The following is a 17,673-nucleotide window of genomic DNA, read 5'->3' on the forward strand; positions in this document are numbered from 1 at the left end:
GCTTACTCCTGTGCTTCGAGGTAGCGCTGGGCGTCCAGTGCCGCCATGCAGCCCGTGCCGGCGCTGGTGATGGCCTGACGGTAGACGTGGTCCTGCACGTCGCCGGCGGCAAACACGCCGGGCACGCTGGTGGCCGTGGCCATGCCTTCGTTGCCGGCGCGGGTCTTGATGTAGCCGTTGTTCATGTCCAGCTGGCCTTCGAAAATGCTGGTGTTCGGCTTGTGGCCGATGGCCACGAACAGGCCGTGCACATTCAGTTCGGTGACGCTGTTGTCTTCGGTCGACTGGATCTTCAGGCCCGTCACGCCACCTTCGTTACCGACCACTTCCTGCAGCGTGTGGTTGTACTTGATGACCACTTTGCCTTCGGCCACTTTGGCGTTGAGGCGGTCGATCAGGATGGCTTCGGCGCGGAACTTGTCGCGGCGGTGGATGATCGTCACTTTGTTGGCGATGTTGGACAGGTAGAGCGCTTCTTCCACGGCCGTATTGCCGCCGCCGATCACGGCTACTTCCTGATTGCGGTAGAAGAAACCGTCGCAGGTGGCGCAGGCGGATACGCCGCGGCCCATGAATTCCTGCTCCGATGGCAGGCCCAGATACTGGGCCGACGCGCCGGTGGCGATGATCAGGGTGTCGCAGGTATATTCGTGGCTGTCGCCGATCAGGCGGATGGGTTTTTCCTGCAGTTTGACGGTATGGATGTGGTCAAACACGATATCAGTATTGAAACGTTCTGCATGCTGCAGGAAACGCTGCATCAGGTCCGGACCTTGCACGCCCATCGGGTCGGCTGGCCAGTTTTCCACGTCGGTGGTGGTCATCAGCTGGCCGCCTTGCTCGACACCCGTCACCAGCATAGGCTTCAGGTTGGCGCGGGCCGCATAAATGGCGGCGCTGTAACCGGCTGGGCCGGAACCGAGGATCAGTACGCGTGCGTGTTTAGGAGTGGTCATGGCAGGCTTCTTCTGTGTGTTGGATTAATCCGATGTGGGGCCGGCGTGGCGAATAGCAAGCGCAGCAGTGTTGTAGCGCTGCCTGCTTTCGCCCGGGCAAGGCTAGATTATAGTCCAAGCAGCGTTTCCGTATGAATCGGCGGTCCCGTTCGCCGCTGTATGGCTTAGAATAAGCGTATCCGAACATTTCTCGGCATATAACATTGCCGGATATTTCTCTTGGCCTTCTCTTTGCTTTGTCTTCTTTCTATTTATGAGCAGTAAAAAAGTGCAGGAACGGGCGCCCAAGGCCGTCGTTTCCGGCTATACCCGCACGCCTACCGAACGCCAGCCTCTGCCCAACCGGCTGGTGCGGCTCCTGTCCGAAGCGCGCTGGCTGGCGCTGGCCGTGCTGGGCGTGTATTTCGTGCTGATACTGGCCAGCTACGACAAAATGGACCCGGGCTGGTCGCACGGCACGCTGGTGCCCAAGGTACACAATCTGGGTGGCCGTGCCGGCGCCTGGCTGTCCGACCTGCTGCTCTACATCTTCGGTTTCTCGGCCTGGTGGTGGGCGTTCTACCTGCTGCGCCAGGTCTGGCTCGGCTATCGTGGCCTGACCCATAAATATGTGCTGGCCAAAACGCCGGAACCGGAACATGCGCAGGAACCCCTGATCCGCGCCATCGGTTTCGTGCTGCTGTTCGTCGGCTCGATCGGCCTCGAATTCCTGCGCATGTACACGCTGCGTGTGCAGCTGCCCCGTGCGCCGGGCGGCGTGCTGGGCGAGCTGGTGGGCCATTCGGCCCATGTGGCGCTGGGGTTTACCGGCGCCACCCTGCTGCTGCTGCTGATGTTCGGGCTGGGCCTGAGCCTGTTCTTTCACGTCTCGTGGCTGACGCTGGCCGAGAAGGTCGGTACCGCTATCGAACTGGGCATAGAGTGGATAGTGCTGCGCTACCAGTACCGCGAAGACCGCCGTCAGGGCGAAGTGGCGGCCGTCAAGCGCGAAGAGGTGGTGGTGACGGAACGTGCCAAGCATGTGGAGAAACATGTGGTGGCGGCGCCCGTGAAGATAGAGCCGCAGGTGGTCACCGTCGTCAAATCCGAGCGGGTGGAGAAAGAACGTCAGGCCAGCCTGTTCCAGGATATGCCGACCGACAGTACTTTGCCGGCCCTGTCGCTGCTCGATGAAGCGGCCGAAGTGCAGGAAACCGTGTCGATCGAGACGCTGGAATTCACCAGCCGCCTGATCGAGAAGAAGCTGTCCGACTTCGGCGTGGAAGCCAAGGTGGTGGCAGCTTATCCGGGCCCCGTGGTGACGCGCTACGAGATCGAACCGGCGACGGGCGTGAAGGGCAGCCAGATCGTCGGTCTGGCGCGCGATCTGGCCCGTTCGCTGTCGCTGACCTCGATCCGCGTGGTGGAAACCATCCCCGGCAAGAACTACATGGCACTGGAACTGCCGAATCCTAAACGCCAGATCGTGCGTCTGAGCGAAATTCTCGGCTCCAAGGTCTACCATGACAATGTCTCGCCGCTGACGGTGGCGCTGGGCAAGGACATTGCCGGCAAGCCGGTGGTGGCCGATCTGGCCAAGATGCCGCACTTGCTGGTGGCCGGTACCACCGGCTCGGGTAAGTCGGTGGGGATTAATGCCACCATTCTGTCGCTGCTGTACAAGGCCGATCCGGCCGATGTGCGCATGATACTGATCGATCCCAAGATGCTGGAAATGTCCGTGTACGAAGGCATCCCGCACCTGCTGGCACCGGTGGTGACGGATATGCGTCAGGCCGGTCACGCGCTGAACTGGGCCGTGAACGAGATGGAGCGGCGCTACAAGCTGATGTCCAAGCTCGGTGTGCGTAATCTGGCAGGCTACAACGCCAAGATCGCGGAAGCCAAGAAGCGCGAAGAACATATTCCGAATCCGTTCAGCCTGACACCGGATTCGCCGGAACCGCTGGAAAAACTGCCGACCATCGTCATCATCATCGACGAGCTGGCCGACCTGATGATGGTGGTCGGTAAGAAGGTGGAAGAGCTGATCGCGCGGATTGCGCAGAAAGCCCGTGCTGCCGGCCTGCACCTGATTCTGGCGACCCAGCGTCCGTCGGTCGATGTGATTACCGGTCTGATCAAGGCGAATATTCCTACCCGTATCGCGTTCCAGGTATCGTCCAAGATCGACTCGCGTACCATTCTGGACCAGATGGGGGCGGAAACCCTGCTCGGCATGGGCGATATGCTGTACATGCCGCCCGGCACGGGCCTGCCGGTGCGCGTGCACGGCGCCTTTGTTTCCGATGATGAAGTGCACCGCGTGGTGAAACATCTGAAGAGCACGGGCGAGCCGGATTACATCGATGGCATACTCGAAGGCGGCACGCTGGAAGGCGGCGAAGGCGGCGAGGGTGCGGCAGCAGGCGAGGGTGGCGGCGAAGCCGATCCTATGTACGATCAGGCGGTACAGGTGGTGCTGAAGAACCGCCGCGCTTCGATTTCGCTGGTGCAGCGCCATCTGCGTATCGGTTACAACCGTGCGGCGCGCCTGCTCGAGCAGATGGAACAGAGCGGGGTGGTGTCGGCCATGCAGTCGAATGGCAACCGCGATATTCTGGTGCCAGCCGCCAGTGCCGAATAACCAGCGCCGCATTAAGGCCACGATAAGCGGCGCCGTGTAGGCTGGGCTGCAGTTAGACTCAACAGGATAAATCGTATGCATCGTTTTAAATATCTCGCGCTGGCACTGGCCGGCTGGCTGGCCGTAGCGCAGGCGCAGGCCAGCGCACTGGAGCAGTTCAAGAGCTTCGTCAGTTCGACCAAGGCTGCCCGCGGCGAATTCAGCCAGCGGCAGGTGAAGAGCAGCACGGGCGAAGCGGCCAAAGTGTCGTCGGCGGCCAGCGGCACTTTCCTGTTCGCCCGTCCCGGCAAATTCATCTGGACTTACAGCAAGCCTTACGAACAGGTGCTGCAGGCCGATGGCGAACAGTTGTTCATCTTCGACAAGGATCTGAATCAGGTCACGGTGAAGAAGCTCGGTGATGCGCTGGGCTCCTCGCCGGCTGCCATCCTGTTCGGCAGCAACGATCTGGAAAAGAATTTCACCCTGTCGGAAGCGGGCAGCAAAGATGGGCTGGAATGGCTGAAAGCCGTGCCCAAAGCCAGGGACACCAGTTTCGAACTGATTACCATAGGCTTGCGCAATGGCCTGCCCGAAGCCATGGAGCTGAAGGACAGCTTCGGCCAGACGTCCGTGCTGGCGTTCCGCAAGATCGAGAAAAATCCGCCGCTGACGGCCACCACGTTCAAATTCGTCATGCCCAAGGGCGCGGACGTGTTCAATAATTAAGGCGCTGGCCTGACCAACCCGATTGCGCATGGCTGATCTTTTTACCACCGAACCGCGCCCGCCACTGGCCGAAGCACTGCGTCCGAAGACGCTGGACGAAGTGATAGGCCAGTCGCACCTGCTGGGGCCGGGCAAGCCTTTGCGTCTCGCATTCGAATCGGGCCAGCCCCATTCGATGATATTGTGGGGCCCGCCCGGCGTGGGCAAGACCACGCTGGCCCGGCTGACGGCCACGGCCTACGATTGCGAATTCATCGCCCTGTCGGCCGTGTTCTCCGGCGTGAAGGATATCCGCGCCGCCATGGAGCAGGCCCAGCACAATCTGGAGCGGGGCAAGCACACCATCCTGTTCGTCGACGAGATTCACCGCTTCAACAAATCGCAGCAGGATGCCTTGCTGCCGTATGCGGAATCGGGGCTGGTGACGCTGATCGGTGCGACCACGGAAAACCCTTCGTTTGAAGTCAATTCGGCGCTGCTGTCGCGCTCGCAAGTGTATGTGCTGCAGTCGTTCACGCCGGAAGAACTGCGCCAGCTGGTGGACAAGGCGCGTGCGACGCTGCTGGCCCACTTGCAGTTCGATGAAGCGGCCATCGACACGCTGATCGGCTATGCCGATGGCGACGGGCGCCGCTTGCTGAATCTGCTGGAACAGACCAGTCTGGCGGCTCAGGCAGCCCGCAACAGCCATATCACGGCCGAGTTCATCCAGAACGCCCTGACGCTCAATGCGCGCCGCTTCGACAAGGGCGGCGATAATTTCTACGACCAGATTTCGGCCCTGCACAAGTCGGTGCGCGGTTCCAATCCCGACGCGGCGCTGTACTGGCTGTGCCGCATGCTCGATGGCGGCGCCGATGCCAAATACCTGTCGCGCCGCATCGTGCGCATGGCGTGGGAAGATATCGGCCTGGCCGATCCCCGTGCCATCCAGCTGGCCAATGATGCGGCCAGCACTTTCGAGCGGCTAGGTTCGCCGGAAGGCGAGCTGGCGCTGGGCCAGGCCGTGATCTATCTGGCCATCGCGGCCAAGAGTAATGCCGGCTACAACGCCTTCAATCAGGCCATGGCCTTCGTGAAAAAGGATAAGTCGCGCGAAGTGCCCGTGCATTTGCGCAATGCGCCAACCAGGCTGATGAAAGAGCTGGGCTATGGCCACGAATACCGCTATGCCCACGACGAGCCGCATGCCTATGCGGCAGGGGAAAGCTATCTGCCGGATGGCATCGCAGAGCCGGGCTGGTATCAGCCCGTGCCTCGCGGGCTGGAGAGCAAGATCGCCGATAAAATGGCTTTCCTGCATCAACTCGATGCGGATGCTGGAAAACGTCGATAGTTACGGTAAGATACTGTTTTATTTGATAACAGGGCGAGGGGTAGCATGTCGCAGGTGAAGAAGGTGGATGGAATCGATATCCATATCGATGGCGAGGGTGAAGAGACCATCGTCATGATCCATGGCTGGCCTGATACCTACCGCATGTGGGATGCGCAGGTGGCCGACTTCAAGCACCGCTACCGCTGCGTGCGCTTTACCTTGCCCGGTTTTGATCCGGACTCGCAGCGCCGCGTGTATTCGCTCGATGCGGTGGTGCGCAGCATCTCGTATGTCATCAATGCCGTCAGCCAGAACAAGAAGAAAGTCATCCTGATGCTGCACGACTGGGGCTGCGTGTTTGGTTATGAATACTATATGCGCAACAAGCAGCAGGTGGCGGCGATTATCGGCGTCGATATCGGCGATGCCAATTCCGTCGAGACCCGGCGCGCGCGCAGCTTTGCCCAGAAACTCGGGGTCAGCTCCTACCAGAACATGCTGTCGCTGGCCTGGGCCATAGGCGGGCCTATCGGCAATATGATTACGCGCAGCATGGCCAACAAGCTGGGTGCACCGTCCGTGCGCGAGTACATAGGCTCGCAGATGAATTACCCGTACTACATCCTGTCGGCCGGCGAAGCGGGGTCTTACCGCAACCTGCAGGCCTTCGTGCCCAAGGTGCCCATGCTGTACATCTACGGCGTGCGCAAGCCCTTCATGTTCCATTCGAATTCATGGCTGGAAAAGGTCGAAGCGCGCAAGGGCAACAAAATCGTGCCTTTCAATACGGACCACTGGCCCATGGTGCGCCAGCCCGAACGCTTCAACAAGGTGGTGCAGGACTGGCTGCCCATGCCGTCCGCCCAGCCCGAGCATGAAGGCGAGAGCCCGGCCGAGGACGAGGTGGCCGACGGCTGACGCCGGGCCGGCCATGGGCTGCCGTAGCGCTAGCGCAGGCGGATAGGCTTCTGGTAAGGCGCAAACGGCGGCGGCGGCAGTTGCACGGCCGCGTAAGCCTGACGGAAGCATTCTGCCTTGGCATTCATCACATCGGTGGTGGAGCTGAGCACTTTGCCGCTGGCGTCCAGCGTCAGCACGATCACCACGGGATATTTGGAACGCTCGTGGCAATTGCCCCGTTCATCGAGCTTGAGGTTGTTGTTGTAGTTGATCGACACTTCTTCGTAGCGACTGGCTTTTTCGTTAGGGAACTGGGCATTGAACTTGGCCATGGCGCTGGCGAAATCGGGATTGGCCGGTGGCGGCGCTTCCTCGCTGGCGGTGGGGTGCATGCTGGCGCAACCGCTGATCAGCAGCATGGCGGCGCTGGCCAGTGCCAGAGTACGGGTCATCATTATCGTCTCCTTGAGCTGTCTATCGTGTGGTCATCTTAGCCAGCATGGCGATGGCGTGGCGCACGATAGGTTGCGTAGGAGAAATCCTACAGTCCAGTCCGGTCAAAACTAGCGAATAAGTGCCTGCCTCTTGGTACAATGGCTGTTTTCGATACAACGGCACTTGTTCTCATGATTGATATTCAACTTCTCCGCAAAGATATAGCCACCGTTGCCGCGCGTCTGGCAACCCGCAAATTCCAGCTCGACGTCGAGGCCTTCAATGCGCTCGAAGCTGAACGTAAAGCCATCCAGATGCGCACTGAAGAATTGCAGAGCAAGCGTAATTCGCAGTCCAAGCTGATCGGCATGATGAAGGGCAAGGGCGAAGACACCACGGCCGTGATGGCCGAAGTGGCCGGTCTGGGCGACGAGCTGAAAGCCAACGAAGTGGCGCTGGGTGAAGTGCAGGCCAAGCTGAGCGACTTCATGCAGGCGATCCCGAATCTGCCGCACGAGTCCGTTCCGGTCGGCACCGACGAGTCGGGCAATGTGGAAGTGCGCAAAGTGGGCACGCCACGCAGCTTCGATTTCGAAGTCAAGGACCACGTCGATCTGGGCGCACCGCTGGGGCTGGATTTCGATACGGCCACCAAGCTGACCGGTTCGCGCTTCTCCGTGATGAAGGGCGGCATCGCCCGTCTGCACCGTGCACTGGCGCAGTTCATGCTGAACACCCACACCGACGAACACGGCTACACCGAGTGCTACACCCCGTACATGGTGAACGCTGATTCGTTGCGCGGCACGGGCCAGTTGCCGAAATTCGAAGCCGACCTGTTCTCCGTGAAAAAAGGCGGCGCGGAAGGCGAGGGTGAAAACTTCTACCTGATTCCGACCTCGGAAGTATCGCTGACCAATATCGTGCGCGACGAAATCGTGGCCGCCGACAGCCTGCCGCTGAAGATGACGGCGCACACTCCTTGCTTCCGTTCCGAAGCGGGCAGCTATGGCCGCGATACGCGCGGCATGATCCGCCAGCACCAGTTCGACAAGGTCGAAATGGTACAGGTGGTGCATCCGGACCAGTCGTATGCCGTGCTGGACGAAATGGTCGGCCATGCCGAAACCATCTTGCAGCGTCTGGGCCTGCCGTACCGCGTGATGGCCCTGTGCACGGGCGACATGGGCTTTGGCGCCACCAAGACCTTCGATCTGGAAGTCTGGCTGCCAGCGCAGAACACCTACCGTGAAATTTCCTCGCTGTCGAACTGCGAAGCCTTCCAGGCGCGCCGCATGCAGGCCCGTTTCCGCAATGCCCAGGGCAAGCCGGAACTGCTGCATACGCTGAACGGTTCCGGTCTGGCCGTAGGCCGTACCCTGGTCGCCGTACTGGAAAACTACCAGCAGGCCGACGGTTCCATCGTGATTCCGGAAGTGCTGCAGCCGTATATGGGCGGCCTGAAAGTGTTGCAGGCGTAAAAACTCCTTTTATTTTCCCGTAAGCCTGCTATAATCTTGCCTTCTCGCAGCAGCAGGTGGGAAAACGGAGAGGTGGCAGAGTGGTCGATTGTACTTGACTCGAAATCAAGCGTCGGGGCAACCCGACCGTGGGTTCGAATCCCACCCTCTCCGCCAAACGCTGCAGAGGGAAAAGTAGTACCAGGAGAGGTGGCAGAGTGGTCGATTGTACTTGACTCGAAATCAAGCGTCGGGGCAACCCGACCGTGGGTTCGAATCCCACCCTCTCCGCCAGAACATCGCCCAGCATGCTGGGCTTGAAGAAACCGCCGTCTCGCAAGGGATAGGCGGTTTTTTTATGTCTGTTCTTGCGCCAGTCTCAGGCCTGTGAGAGGCTCTCCCTGCCGTCACACCATGGATCAGAATAGCATGCCAATTTCCGCTACCGACCTGCAGCACTCGCGTACCCCGCCTCTGGTCATGGCCTTGCTCTTGCTGCTAGGCCTGCTTGCCGCCAGCGGCATCAGCCCCTACGACCGCGCCACCTGGGCCATGGAAGTGTGCCCGATCTTTATTGCCGTTCCCGTGCTGTGTGCCAGCTACCGCCGCTTTCCGCTCACCACGCTGCTGTATGTCTGCATCTTCCTGCATGCACTGGTGCTGATGCTGGGCGGGATGTACACCTATGCACGGGTGCCGCTGGGCTTCCAGATCGCGGACGCATTCGGCCTGCAGCGCAATCCCTACGACAAGATAGGCCACTTCTTTCAGGGTTTCGTGCCGGCTCTGGTAGCACGCGAAATTCTGCTGCGCGGCGCTTATGTGCGCGGCCGGAAGATGCTGGCGTTCATTGTGGTCTGCATCGTGCTGGCAATTAGCGCGAGTTATGAATTCATCGAGTGGGGTGCGGCGCTGGCGCTGGGGCAGGGGGCCGACGAATTTCTCGGCACCCAGGGTGATCCCTGGGATACCCAGTCCGATATGTTTAGTGCGCTGATAGGTGCTATCGCTGCCCTGGCGCTGTTCTCGGGCCTGCATGACCGGCAGATGCGCCGCATCGCGCACATTCAGGAAGTGGCCTGAGCGCTTCCTGTCGTCACGCCGGCAGTGCCGTGCGGGCGCGATGTGCCGCCGCAGCCGCAGCAGCCTCAGCGTTTCAGGCGCCGCAGCACTTCTTGTATTTCTTGCCGCTGCCGCAGGAGCAGGGATCATTGCGTCCCACCTTGGCCGCTTTGGGCGGATTCCAGTAGGCCTGCATGCTGATGACGGCCGACGGGATGGCGTCGTAAGCCGTGTCTTCCGCCACCTCGGCGGCAAAGGGTGCCAGCCATTCCGGATGGGCGGCACGCAGGCCGTCCCATGCGGCCGTGTCCAGCGCCATGGCGGCACGGAAGCCTGCAGCCCACTGGCTCGCAGTCCAGCTGCCGCCGCATTCGTAGATAGGCTCGAAGCTGGCGGGATCCTTGCTCATCCAGGTCTGCATGTAATGGTGGTGGCGTAGCGCCAGCGCTTGCGCCTGCGGATCTTTCAGGGCAGCCGTCAGCCACTCGGCCTGCGCGGGCGCCTGCGGCGTGAGCACGATGGCCGTCAAAAAGCCTTCCAGCCAGGCGACATCCTGCAGGGCGTCGAGCGCGGCGTATTCATCATCATTGAGCGGGGTGGTGGACATGGCAGGCCTTGTTGTGCGGGAAAGCCGGTATTGTAAGGCAGCGGGCGCCATGTCGACGATCAGCACATGCTTGTCGACGGCACCGCTATGGTGCTGCTGGACCAGTTGTACTGCGACGGGGCGATGGTCGAATACGGAGACAGGGCGTTGTGGGGCCAGCATGGCGCAGCTTTCGTAGTGGGCAGATGCGGCCTTACGTGGGTGGTCTGAGTGAATTTGCAAGTTATCGGGAAATAAATATTTGCCAGTGTGGGGTGGCGCACCCTGATCCCGCGTGTGCGGCTTGTGGCCCGGCCTTGCTTGCCCGATCTTGGAGTTCTCTCCCTTACACCATCAGGAGTATCGCCATGTCACCACACTGCCATCACACCAGCGTCGCCGGACAGCACGGCCATAGCACCCCCGACCCCGAACAGCCGCCGCCACAGCCGGACGACGATCCTCAGCCGAACGAGCAACCTCTGCCCCAGCACGCACCGATCGAAGAACCGCAACCCAAGCCTCATCCGGTGCAGGCGGGGACGCGGTGAGAATCCGTGATAATTGTTGCCGACCGGCTACATTTTTTAAACTTTGTGTTCATCGTCACACCTTGGTCATGAAACAGTTTCTATAATTTAGTCATGGCAGCAGTTTTCGTTCAAGGAGGAGATCATGGGCAATTCTTTACACAATAAAATCTATCTTGGCCGTCGCAGTATTGCCCTGAGCAGTAAGCGCACGCAGGCGCTGTTGTGCCTCGCAACGTTTGCTACCGTGGGTCTCATCTGGCTGGCTATCCGTGCATTCTGACGCTTGAACGCAGCGCTGGCAGGGCAGGGGCGACCTTGCCGTGGCAGCGCGCTGCGCGTACCATAAGGGCCAGTCTTTTATGGAACGTATGGTAATGAGCAACGAAAAATTAACGCAAGACGAATACGACGCCCTGAGCGAGGTCAAGCGCGGCATCAAAGGGGAGCGCGTCAGCGCATGCGTCGGACGCAACACTAAACGTCTGGCGGGTCTGAAACTGTTTACGATCGCTAAAAATGGCCGTATCTCGCTCAGCGAGAAAGGCGAGCAGGTGTTGTTCCTGCGCCGCTGTCTGCAAGCCATGCGGGCACTGGCGAGCGATCCGGCCACGGTGCCGGATGCCGATGTCGCCCTCTTCCTCGGCAAGAAATCCCACATTACTGCCATGCCTGATGGCAGCTACGCTCTGAGTGACAAAGGCCGCGAAGCGCTGGCCGACATTAACCAGCTGGGTCTGTAACCGCAAAAAGCTGACACAGCAGCGTTTTTTTTGCGGTAATGTTACGTTATACCGATAAAAAAATAGCTGCTGGATATGAAATTACATACGCTGCAGAAGTTCCGCAAACTGTTTGGCATACTGGTCGCCGCTGTGGCGCTGGTGCTGGTTGTGGTAGCAGTATTTGTAGCACATGTTTTGCAGGAGAGCCGCGAGCGTTACTACGCCAACGCCGGTGCTACGGCCCACAATCTGGCCATCTCGCTGGAAAACTTCCTCCAGTCCCATTTCGAAGAAGTCGATCTGGCCATGCGCCGGGCCGATGTCGAGTTCCGCACCATGCAGCTCGAGCATCGTTACAGCGACGAGAAGTTCAGTGCCTATCTGCGCACGCTGCGCGAGCGCATCCCGAATGCGCAGGCGGTGCGCGGTTCCAATGCGGAAGGCAAGGTGATTTTCGGCGAGCAGATCGACCTGTCACGTCCGCAGGACCTGACCATACGCGAATTCTTCCAGCGCGCTAAAGCCGAGCATGAACTGATCATCTCCGTGCCCGTCAAGTCGCGCATCAGCGGCGAATGGGTGCTGCCCATGGCCTTTCCGCTGACGGCGGCCGATGGCAGTTTCGGCGGCACCGTGTATGCGCTGATGAATAGCGACCGCCTGACCGAGCTGTTCTCGTCGCTGAATGTGGGGCCGAATGGTTCCATCCTGCTGCTCGATGACCGCCGCCGCGTGCTGCACCGCTATCCCTTTGTCGACGACATGCAGTTTGGCGCCACCATCGCCGTGGCGCCACAGACCCGCGCCATCCTGGAAGGCAAGCAGCGCGGCACCACCTACAACGTGGTCAGCCCGCACGACGGGCGCGAGCGGGCGCTCAGCATCGAGCGCGTGGGCAGTTATCCCATCGCCATTCTGGTGGGGCTGGCCAGCGAAGACTTCCTGCAGCCATGGCACCGCGAAGTGCGCAATGCCGTGCTGTTCCTGGGGGTGGTGGCCGGCATTGTTGCGCTGCTGCTGGCCAGCGTCTGGTATTCCATGCAGCGCCACTACCAGTCGCTTTCCCGGCTGGTGGATACGGATCTGGCCTTGCAGGGTTCGCTGACCCAGTTGCAGGCTTCGGAAGCGCGCTGGCGTTCGCTGGCCGAAGGCTTGCCGCAGATGGTGTGGACGGTGACGCCGGAGCTGCGCGTCGATTTCATGAGCCAGCACTGGGAGCGCTTCAGTGCCGTGCCCTCGGCCCAGCTGATCGCCGCCGGCAGCTGGGCACCCGTGCTGCATCCCGATGACCGTGCCGTCCTGCTGGCCGAATGGCAGCGCGCTGCCGCCGCCGGCGACGAGTTCCGCTGCGATTGCCGCCTGCGTCGCCATGACGGCGCGTGGCGCATCTTCGACAACCATGCGCTGCCGCGCAAGAATGCGGCGGGTGTGATACTGGGCTGGGTAGGCAGTAGTACCGACTGCACGGAAGCGCGCGCAGCCCATGTGGCGCTGCTGCAGGCCAAGGAAGAAGCGGTGCAGGCGGGCCGTGCCAAATCCGATTTCGTCGCCAATATGAGTCATGAAATCCGTTCGCCGATGAATGCCGTACTGGGCATGCTGCAACTGCTGCAGCAGACCGAAATGAGCGAGCGCCAGTGCGACTATGTGGCCAAGGCCCATGCAGCTGCCAGTGCGCTACTGGGCCTGCTCAACGATGTGCTGGATTTCTCCAAAGTGGAAGCGGGTAAACTGGAACTCGATCCCCACCCGTTCCGGCTCGATAAGCTGTGGCGCGATCTGGCCGTGATCCTGTCGGCCAATGTGGGCAGCAAGGATATCGAAGTGCTGTTCCGCATCGATCCCGCACTGCCGCAGATGGTGGTGGCCGATGCCCTGCGCCTGCAGCAGATTCTGCTCAACCTGGCCGGCAACGCCATCAAATTTACGGCCCACGGCGAAGTGCTGCTGTCCGCCACGCTGAAGCAGCGCAGCGCCCAGGGCCTGACCATCGCCTTCGCCATCCGCGATAGCGGCATCGGCATTTCGGCCGAACAGTGCCAGTATATTTTCGACGGTTTTGCCCAGGCTGAAGCTTCCACTGCGCGCCGCTACGGCGGCACGGGACTGGGGCTGGCCATCAGCCAGCGGCTGGTGCAGCTGATGGGCGGCCGCCTGCGGGTGGAAAGCACACTGGGACAGGGCAGTCTGTTCGAGTTCGAGCTGCCGGTGCAGGCGGTACAGCAGGAAGCTGCCATGCCGGCAGAGCCGCTGCCAGCCAGTCTGCCGCTGCAGGATATGCAGTGTCTGGTGGTGGATGACAACGAGGTGGCGCGCACGGTACTGAGCGAGATGGCGCGTTCGTTCGGCTGGCAGGTGGAGCTGGCATCCAGCGGCCAGCAGGCGCTGGCTGCCATCGAAGCGCGGCTGGCGCAGCAGCGCAGCTACGATGTGGTGTTCATCGACTGGCGCATGCCGGGGCTGGATGGCTGGGAAACCAGCTGCGCCATCCGCCAGCTGGCCACGCCGGGCAAGATGCCGCTGATCGTGATGGTGACGGCGCATGACCGCGAACTGCTGGCGCAGCGCCACCAGAGTCTGGCGCCCGTGCTGGATGGCTTTGTGGTCAAGCCGGTCACGGCTTCGATGCTGTTCGATGCCGTGGCGGATGCCCGGCTGGGGCGGCGCGCGCCGCTGGCTGCGGTGGCCGTGCCGGCCATGCACCGCCTGCAGGGCCTGCGTCTGCTGCTCGTGGACGACAATCCGGCCAACCAGCAGGTGGCCAGCGAATTACTGAGCAACGACGGCGCCCATGTGGTGGTGGCCAGTTCGGGGCCGATGGCGATCGCCGCCGTGACGGACGGCAGCCCGCTGCCCGATCTGATACTGATGGATATACAGATGCCGGAGATGGATGGCTATCAGGCCACGCGCGCCATCCAGGCCTGGCTGGGCGCAGCCGCGCCACCTATTGTCGCGATGACGGCCAATGCCATGGCGGCAGACCGCCAGGCTGCGCTGGCCGCGGGCATGGTGGACCATGTCGGCAAGCCGTTCGATCTGTCGCAGCTGATTTCCGTCATCCTCAGCCACACCCGGCCGCAGAGCATGGCGCTGGCCAGTCTGCTGGCCGGCGACACAGCTGCCAGCAGCATGGCGGCCCGGCCAGCCGCTGGCGAGGCCGCCGGCTACGGCGGCGCCGACCATGCGCTGGCACCGGCGCCGGGCATACGCTATGAAGCCGCCATCAAACGGCTGGGTGGCATGCAGTCGGTGTATCTCGCCACGCTGCGCGGATTTATCACGGAAGGGCCACGGCTGGCGGCCTTGCTGGGGGCGGCGACGGAAGCGGCCGATATGGCGGCAGCCATGCCGGCCCTGCATACGCTCAAAGGTCTGGCCGGCACGGTGGGGGCGGAGCGCCTGCAGGCGCTGGCGCAGACGGCCGAACTGCTGCTGCATGAAGAGGCCAGCACGCCGTTCTGGGCGCAACTGGCGCTGGTGCTGGAAGCCACGGCGCCGGTGCTGGCGGAAGTGGAAGAACTGCTGGCCAGGCTGGAAAGCACCGTCTAGCTCCAAAAAAAACGGCGCCGCAAAGGGCGCCGTAATTTTCAGCCGCGCTCAGGGCTGGAAGCCGTCGGCACTGATCTGCAGCTCCGTCACATCGCCATAGCTGGCCGCTGTGGCGCGGATGGCATCCGCTTTACCGATCAGCAGGGTCTGCAGCTTCAGGCGCGGGAAGTGGGCATCCACCAGCTGCTTGGCGCGCTGTGGCGTCAGGCTGTCGACATCGCGCATGAAGTTGTCGATCTGTTCCCGTCCCACATCTGCGGCATACATATCGCCCAGCAGGCCGGCCAGCTGTTCGCCGGTTTCATAGCGCGGCGGGAACTGGCCTTTGACATAGGCTTTGGCCGATTCCAGCGTGGCTGCATCGATCCCCCTGGTCCACAGGCGCTGGTAAGTCTGGTGCGCCAGCTCCAGCGCGGCGGCAGTTTTCGGCAGCGCCGTGAAGCTGGACATGGCAAACGTGCCGGTCTGCGACAGCGTGGCAAACTCGCTGCGCGCGCCATAGGTCAGGCCGGAGTTGACGCGCAGCTCGTCGTTGAGCCAGGACGTGAAGCGGCCACCGACGATGGTGTTGAGCACTTGCAGCGGCACGTAGTCGGGATCGTTACGGGCGATGCCTACGCCGCCTATCATGAAGGTGGTTTCGATGGCATCGGGCTTGTTGACCAGCCAGACGCGCGCGCGCTCGGCCTGCACCTTGCCATAGTCGGGCGTAGTCAGGGCCGGGCCGCTGGCCTGCCAGCTGCCGAACTGGCTGGCCAGCTGGGCGCGCATGGCCGCCGTATCGAAGTCGCCCACCACGATAATGGCCGCATTGTCGGGCCGGTAGTAGCGCTGGTAGTACTGCTGCACGTCGTTCTGGTTCAGCGCCGAGACACTTTGCACGGTGCCGCCGGCCGGCTGGCCATACGGCGTGGCGCCAAACAGCATGGCGCGGTAGTACTGGTTGACCACATTGCGTGGCGATTCCTTGGCCTGCTTCAGGCCATTCACTTTGCGCGTGCGCAGCTTGGCCAGTTCGGCCGCGTCAAAACCGGGCTGCTGGATGATTTCGGCGAACAGGGGCAGCAGGGTGGCGCTGTCCTGTTTGGCGAAGTTGGCCTGCACTGTGCTCGATTCCGTGCCGGCAGCGCCGGCCAGACGGGCGCCGCGGAAGTCGAAAGCCTGATCGATTTCGGCCTTGCTGTGGCTGCGGCTGCCCAGCAGCAGGGCGTCGCCCGTCAGATTGGACAGGCCGGCCTGTGCGCCATCCTGCACGGCGCCGGCCTTGATCACGGCGCGCACGGAAATCAGCGGCACTTCATGGCGCTCCATCAGGTAGAGCGTCAGGCCGCTGGGCAGCTTGACGGTTTCGAACTGGGGCAGGCGGAATTCGGCGCCATGGGCGCTGCTGGTGGCGAGCGCGATGGCGCCCGCCACGGCAGCGACGGCGGGGCGCAGGGTATGCTTGAGCGTGTGATGCATTTAGTCCTCCCGGGCGGCCAGTACACCGACCGTACGTTGTGATTTTTTCAGATAGCGTGCGGCCACCGTCTGGATGTCGGCCGGCGTCAGGTTCTGGTAGGCGGCCGGTACATCGAACAGTTTTTTATAGTCGCCGAACAGCACTTCGTAATTACCCAGCTGCTGGGCCTTGCCGTTGATGGTTTCCAGCGCGCGGTAGTAGTTGAGCAGCTTCTGGTTCTTCACCTTCTGCAGCTCCTCGGCCGTAACGCCGTTCTGTACCAGCTCATTGACGGCGGCCAGCGTGGCCTGTTCCAGCTGGGCCGGGGTGACATTGGCAGCGGCGACGGCGGAGACATACAGCAGGCCGGGATCGAAGCCTTCCATGCTGCTGGCGCCTACCTGCGTGGCCAGCTGCTGCTCGACCAGCGCACGGTAGAGGCGCGAGGTCTTGCCTTCGCCCAGCAGGCTTTGCAGCACTTCCAGTGCGTAGTAGTCGGCGTGATTGGCCTGCGGGATTTTATAGGCCAGCACCAGATTGGCCGAGGTAGCTGATTCCTTGGCGACGAACACGCGGCGTTCGCCTTTCTGCTCCGGCTCTACCGTGCGCACGGCTGGCGGCAGGGCGCGTGCCGGGATGGCGCCGAAATAGCGCGTTGCCAGCTTCTTCACGGCGTCAGCCTTGACGTCGCCGACGATCACGGCCACCGCATTATTCGGCGCGTAGTAGGTAGTGAAATAGCGCTGCAGATCTTCCTGCGTCCATGCCTTGATGTCCGATTCGTTGCCGATCACCGACCACGAATAGGGATGGGCGCGGAAGGCCACGCCGTTGATCTCTTCCTGCAGCATGCGCATATTGGAGTTCTCCAGCCCCGTGCTGCGTTCGGACAGCACCACGCCGCGTTCGCTGGCGACCATTTTCGGATCGATATTCAGGTGGGCGATGCGGTCGCTTTCCAGCGTGAAGATGGTTTCCAGCGAACTGGCGGGGAACCAGTCCTGATATACCGTCAGGTCATTGCTGGTGTAGGCGTTGTTGGAGCCGCCCTTGGCTTCCATGGTGCGGTCGAAGGCCTTGGGGCCGAAGTTTTTCGAACCGTTGAACATCATGTGTTCGAAGAAGTGCGACAGCCCCGTGATGCCGGGCGCCTCGTTGCGCGAGCCCACCTTCCAGAAGGTGTACATATTCGCATTGGGGATGGTGTGCGATTCCAGCACGATGAACTTCATGCCGTTGGCCAGCGTGAAGGTATGCACTTCGCCGGCACTCAGCGCGTGGGCGGCGGAGGATAGGCCCAGCATGATGCTGGCGGCCAGAACTTTCCATTTCATACGGGACTCCTGAAAGCGTGAAGCGCAAAGCATACGCCAA

Annotated in this window: 14 protein-coding genes and 2 tRNA genes; 11 read left to right on the forward strand and 5 right to left on the reverse strand. The window is 61.7% G+C overall.

The window, feature by feature from the left end; translation table 11 throughout:
* Positions 1 to 2: 2 nt before the first annotated feature.
* A complete protein-coding gene (trxB, locus tag GTP23_RS05720; protein ID WP_155433566.1) occupies positions 3 to 956 on the reverse strand; it encodes a thioredoxin-disulfide reductase in 954 nt (317 codons plus the stop codon).
* Between the two features lie 253 nt (positions 957 to 1,209).
* On the opposite strand from trxB, the gene GTP23_RS05725 reads away from it, so the two are divergent.
* The 4 genes from GTP23_RS05725 to GTP23_RS05740 all read left to right on the forward strand — a co-directional run bounded on the left by GTP23_RS05725 (position 1,210) and on the right by GTP23_RS05740 (position 6,526).
* Positions 1,210 to 3,582: a DNA translocase FtsK gene (locus GTP23_RS05725; RefSeq protein ID WP_161034227.1), complete on the forward strand. Its 2,373-nt coding sequence runs from the start codon at positions 1,210 to 1,212 to the stop codon at positions 3,580 to 3,582.
* A gap of 75 nt (positions 3,583 to 3,657) precedes the next feature.
* The gene (lolA, locus tag GTP23_RS05730; RefSeq protein ID WP_161034228.1) at positions 3,658 to 4,290 is read left to right on the forward strand and encodes an outer membrane lipoprotein chaperone LolA; all 633 of its coding nucleotides are present in this window, start codon (positions 3,658 to 3,660) and stop codon (positions 4,288 to 4,290) included.
* 28 nt (positions 4,291 to 4,318) lie between these two features.
* Positions 4,319 to 5,626 (forward strand): replication-associated recombination protein A, encoded by a 1,308-nt coding sequence (locus GTP23_RS05735; protein ID WP_161034229.1) that lies wholly within the window; start codon positions 4,319 to 4,321, stop codon positions 5,624 to 5,626.
* A 45-nt stretch (positions 5,627 to 5,671) separates the two neighbouring features.
* Positions 5,672 to 6,526: an alpha/beta fold hydrolase gene (locus tag GTP23_RS05740; protein ID WP_161034230.1), complete on the forward strand. Its 855-nt coding sequence runs from the start codon at positions 5,672 to 5,674 to the stop codon at positions 6,524 to 6,526.
* 29 nt (positions 6,527 to 6,555) lie between these two features.
* Here the strand turns inward: GTP23_RS05740 and GTP23_RS05745 are convergent, their stop codons facing one another.
* Positions 6,556 to 6,963, reverse strand: coding sequence for a hypothetical protein (locus GTP23_RS05745; RefSeq protein ID WP_161034231.1), 408 nt, complete (start codon positions 6,961 to 6,963; stop codon positions 6,556 to 6,558).
* A gap of 171 nt (positions 6,964 to 7,134) precedes the next feature.
* On the opposite strand from GTP23_RS05745, the gene serS reads away from it, so the two are divergent.
* The 4 genes from serS to GTP23_RS05765 all read left to right on the forward strand — a co-directional run bounded on the left by serS (position 7,135) and on the right by GTP23_RS05765 (position 9,486).
* Complete coding sequence (gene serS, locus GTP23_RS05750) at positions 7,135 to 8,424, forward strand: serine--tRNA ligase (protein ID WP_161034232.1); 1,290 nt, start codon at positions 7,135 to 7,137, stop codon at positions 8,422 to 8,424.
* A 66-nt stretch (positions 8,425 to 8,490) separates the two neighbouring features.
* Positions 8,491 to 8,580 (forward strand) — tRNA-Ser (locus GTP23_RS05755).
* Between the two features lie 27 nt (positions 8,581 to 8,607).
* Positions 8,608 to 8,697, forward strand: a tRNA-Ser gene (locus GTP23_RS05760).
* Positions 8,698 to 8,832: 135 nt separating this feature from the next.
* On the forward strand, positions 8,833 to 9,486 hold the full coding sequence (locus GTP23_RS05765; RefSeq protein ID WP_202411927.1) for a DUF2238 domain-containing protein: 654 nt from the start codon (positions 8,833 to 8,835) through the stop codon (positions 9,484 to 9,486).
* A 73-nt stretch (positions 9,487 to 9,559) separates the two neighbouring features.
* Here the strand turns inward: GTP23_RS05765 and GTP23_RS05770 are convergent, their stop codons facing one another.
* The gene (locus tag GTP23_RS05770; protein ID WP_229255924.1) at positions 9,560 to 10,234 is read right to left on the reverse strand and encodes a UPF0149 family protein; all 675 of its coding nucleotides are present in this window, start codon (positions 10,232 to 10,234) and stop codon (positions 9,560 to 9,562) included.
* Between the two features lie 492 nt (positions 10,235 to 10,726).
* On the opposite strand from GTP23_RS05770, the gene GTP23_RS22560 reads away from it, so the two are divergent.
* The 3 genes from GTP23_RS22560 to GTP23_RS05780 all read left to right on the forward strand — a co-directional run bounded on the left by GTP23_RS22560 (position 10,727) and on the right by GTP23_RS05780 (position 14,858).
* Positions 10,727 to 10,864: a hypothetical protein gene (locus GTP23_RS22560; protein WP_196308707.1), complete on the forward strand. Its 138-nt coding sequence runs from the start codon at positions 10,727 to 10,729 to the stop codon at positions 10,862 to 10,864.
* Between the two features lie 94 nt (positions 10,865 to 10,958).
* On the forward strand, positions 10,959 to 11,324 hold the full coding sequence (locus GTP23_RS05775) for a hypothetical protein (protein WP_155433590.1): 366 nt from the start codon (positions 10,959 to 10,961) through the stop codon (positions 11,322 to 11,324).
* A gap of 75 nt (positions 11,325 to 11,399) precedes the next feature.
* Positions 11,400 to 14,858: a response regulator gene (locus tag GTP23_RS05780; RefSeq protein ID WP_161034233.1), complete on the forward strand. Its 3,459-nt coding sequence runs from the start codon at positions 11,400 to 11,402 to the stop codon at positions 14,856 to 14,858.
* Positions 14,859 to 14,906: 48 nt separating this feature from the next.
* On the opposite strand, the gene GTP23_RS05785 is transcribed toward GTP23_RS05780, so the two are convergent.
* Positions 14,907 to 16,319, reverse strand: coding sequence for a M16 family metallopeptidase (locus GTP23_RS05785; RefSeq protein ID WP_161034234.1), 1,413 nt, complete (start codon positions 16,317 to 16,319; stop codon positions 14,907 to 14,909).
* Complete coding sequence (locus GTP23_RS05790; protein WP_161034235.1) at positions 16,320 to 17,633, reverse strand: M16 family metallopeptidase; 1,314 nt, start codon at positions 17,631 to 17,633, stop codon at positions 16,320 to 16,322.
* Positions 17,634 to 17,673: the final 40 nt, after the last annotated feature.

It is taken from the genome of Duganella fentianensis, assembly GCF_009857835.1.
Lineage (GTDB): Bacteria > Pseudomonadota > Gammaproteobacteria > Burkholderiales > Burkholderiaceae_D > Rugamonas > Rugamonas fentianensis.

Coding starts and splice junctions, on each gene's coding strand:
- trxB (WP_155433566.1), bottom strand. CDS start 956: ATGACCACTCCTAAACACGCACGCGTACTGATCCTCGGTTCCGGCCCA.
- GTP23_RS05725 (WP_161034227.1), top strand. CDS start 1,210: ATGAGCAGTAAAAAAGTGCAGGAACGGGCGCCCAAGGCCGTCGTTTCC.
- lolA (WP_161034228.1), top strand. CDS start 3,658: ATGCATCGTTTTAAATATCTCGCGCTGGCACTGGCCGGCTGGCTGGCC.
- GTP23_RS05735 (WP_161034229.1), top strand. CDS start 4,319: ATGGCTGATCTTTTTACCACCGAACCGCGCCCGCCACTGGCCGAAGCA.
- GTP23_RS05740 (WP_161034230.1), top strand. CDS start 5,672: ATGTCGCAGGTGAAGAAGGTGGATGGAATCGATATCCATATCGATGGC.
- GTP23_RS05745 (WP_161034231.1), bottom strand. CDS start 6,963: ATGATGACCCGTACTCTGGCACTGGCCAGCGCCGCCATGCTGCTGATC.
- serS (WP_161034232.1), top strand. CDS start 7,135: ATGATTGATATTCAACTTCTCCGCAAAGATATAGCCACCGTTGCCGCG.
- GTP23_RS05765 (WP_202411927.1), top strand. CDS start 8,833: ATGCCAATTTCCGCTACCGACCTGCAGCACTCGCGTACCCCGCCTCTG.
- GTP23_RS05770 (WP_229255924.1), bottom strand. CDS start 10,234: ATGCTGGCCCCACAACGCCCTGTCTCCGTATTCGACCATCGCCCCGTC.
- GTP23_RS22560 (WP_196308707.1), top strand. CDS start 10,727: ATGGGCAATTCTTTACACAATAAAATCTATCTTGGCCGTCGCAGTATT.
- GTP23_RS05775 (WP_155433590.1), top strand. CDS start 10,959: ATGAGCAACGAAAAATTAACGCAAGACGAATACGACGCCCTGAGCGAG.
- GTP23_RS05780 (WP_161034233.1), top strand. CDS start 11,400: ATGAAATTACATACGCTGCAGAAGTTCCGCAAACTGTTTGGCATACTG.
- GTP23_RS05785 (WP_161034234.1), bottom strand. CDS start 16,319: ATGCATCACACGCTCAAGCATACCCTGCGCCCCGCCGTCGCTGCCGTG.
- GTP23_RS05790 (WP_161034235.1), bottom strand. CDS start 17,633: ATGAAATGGAAAGTTCTGGCCGCCAGCATCATGCTGGGCCTATCCTCC.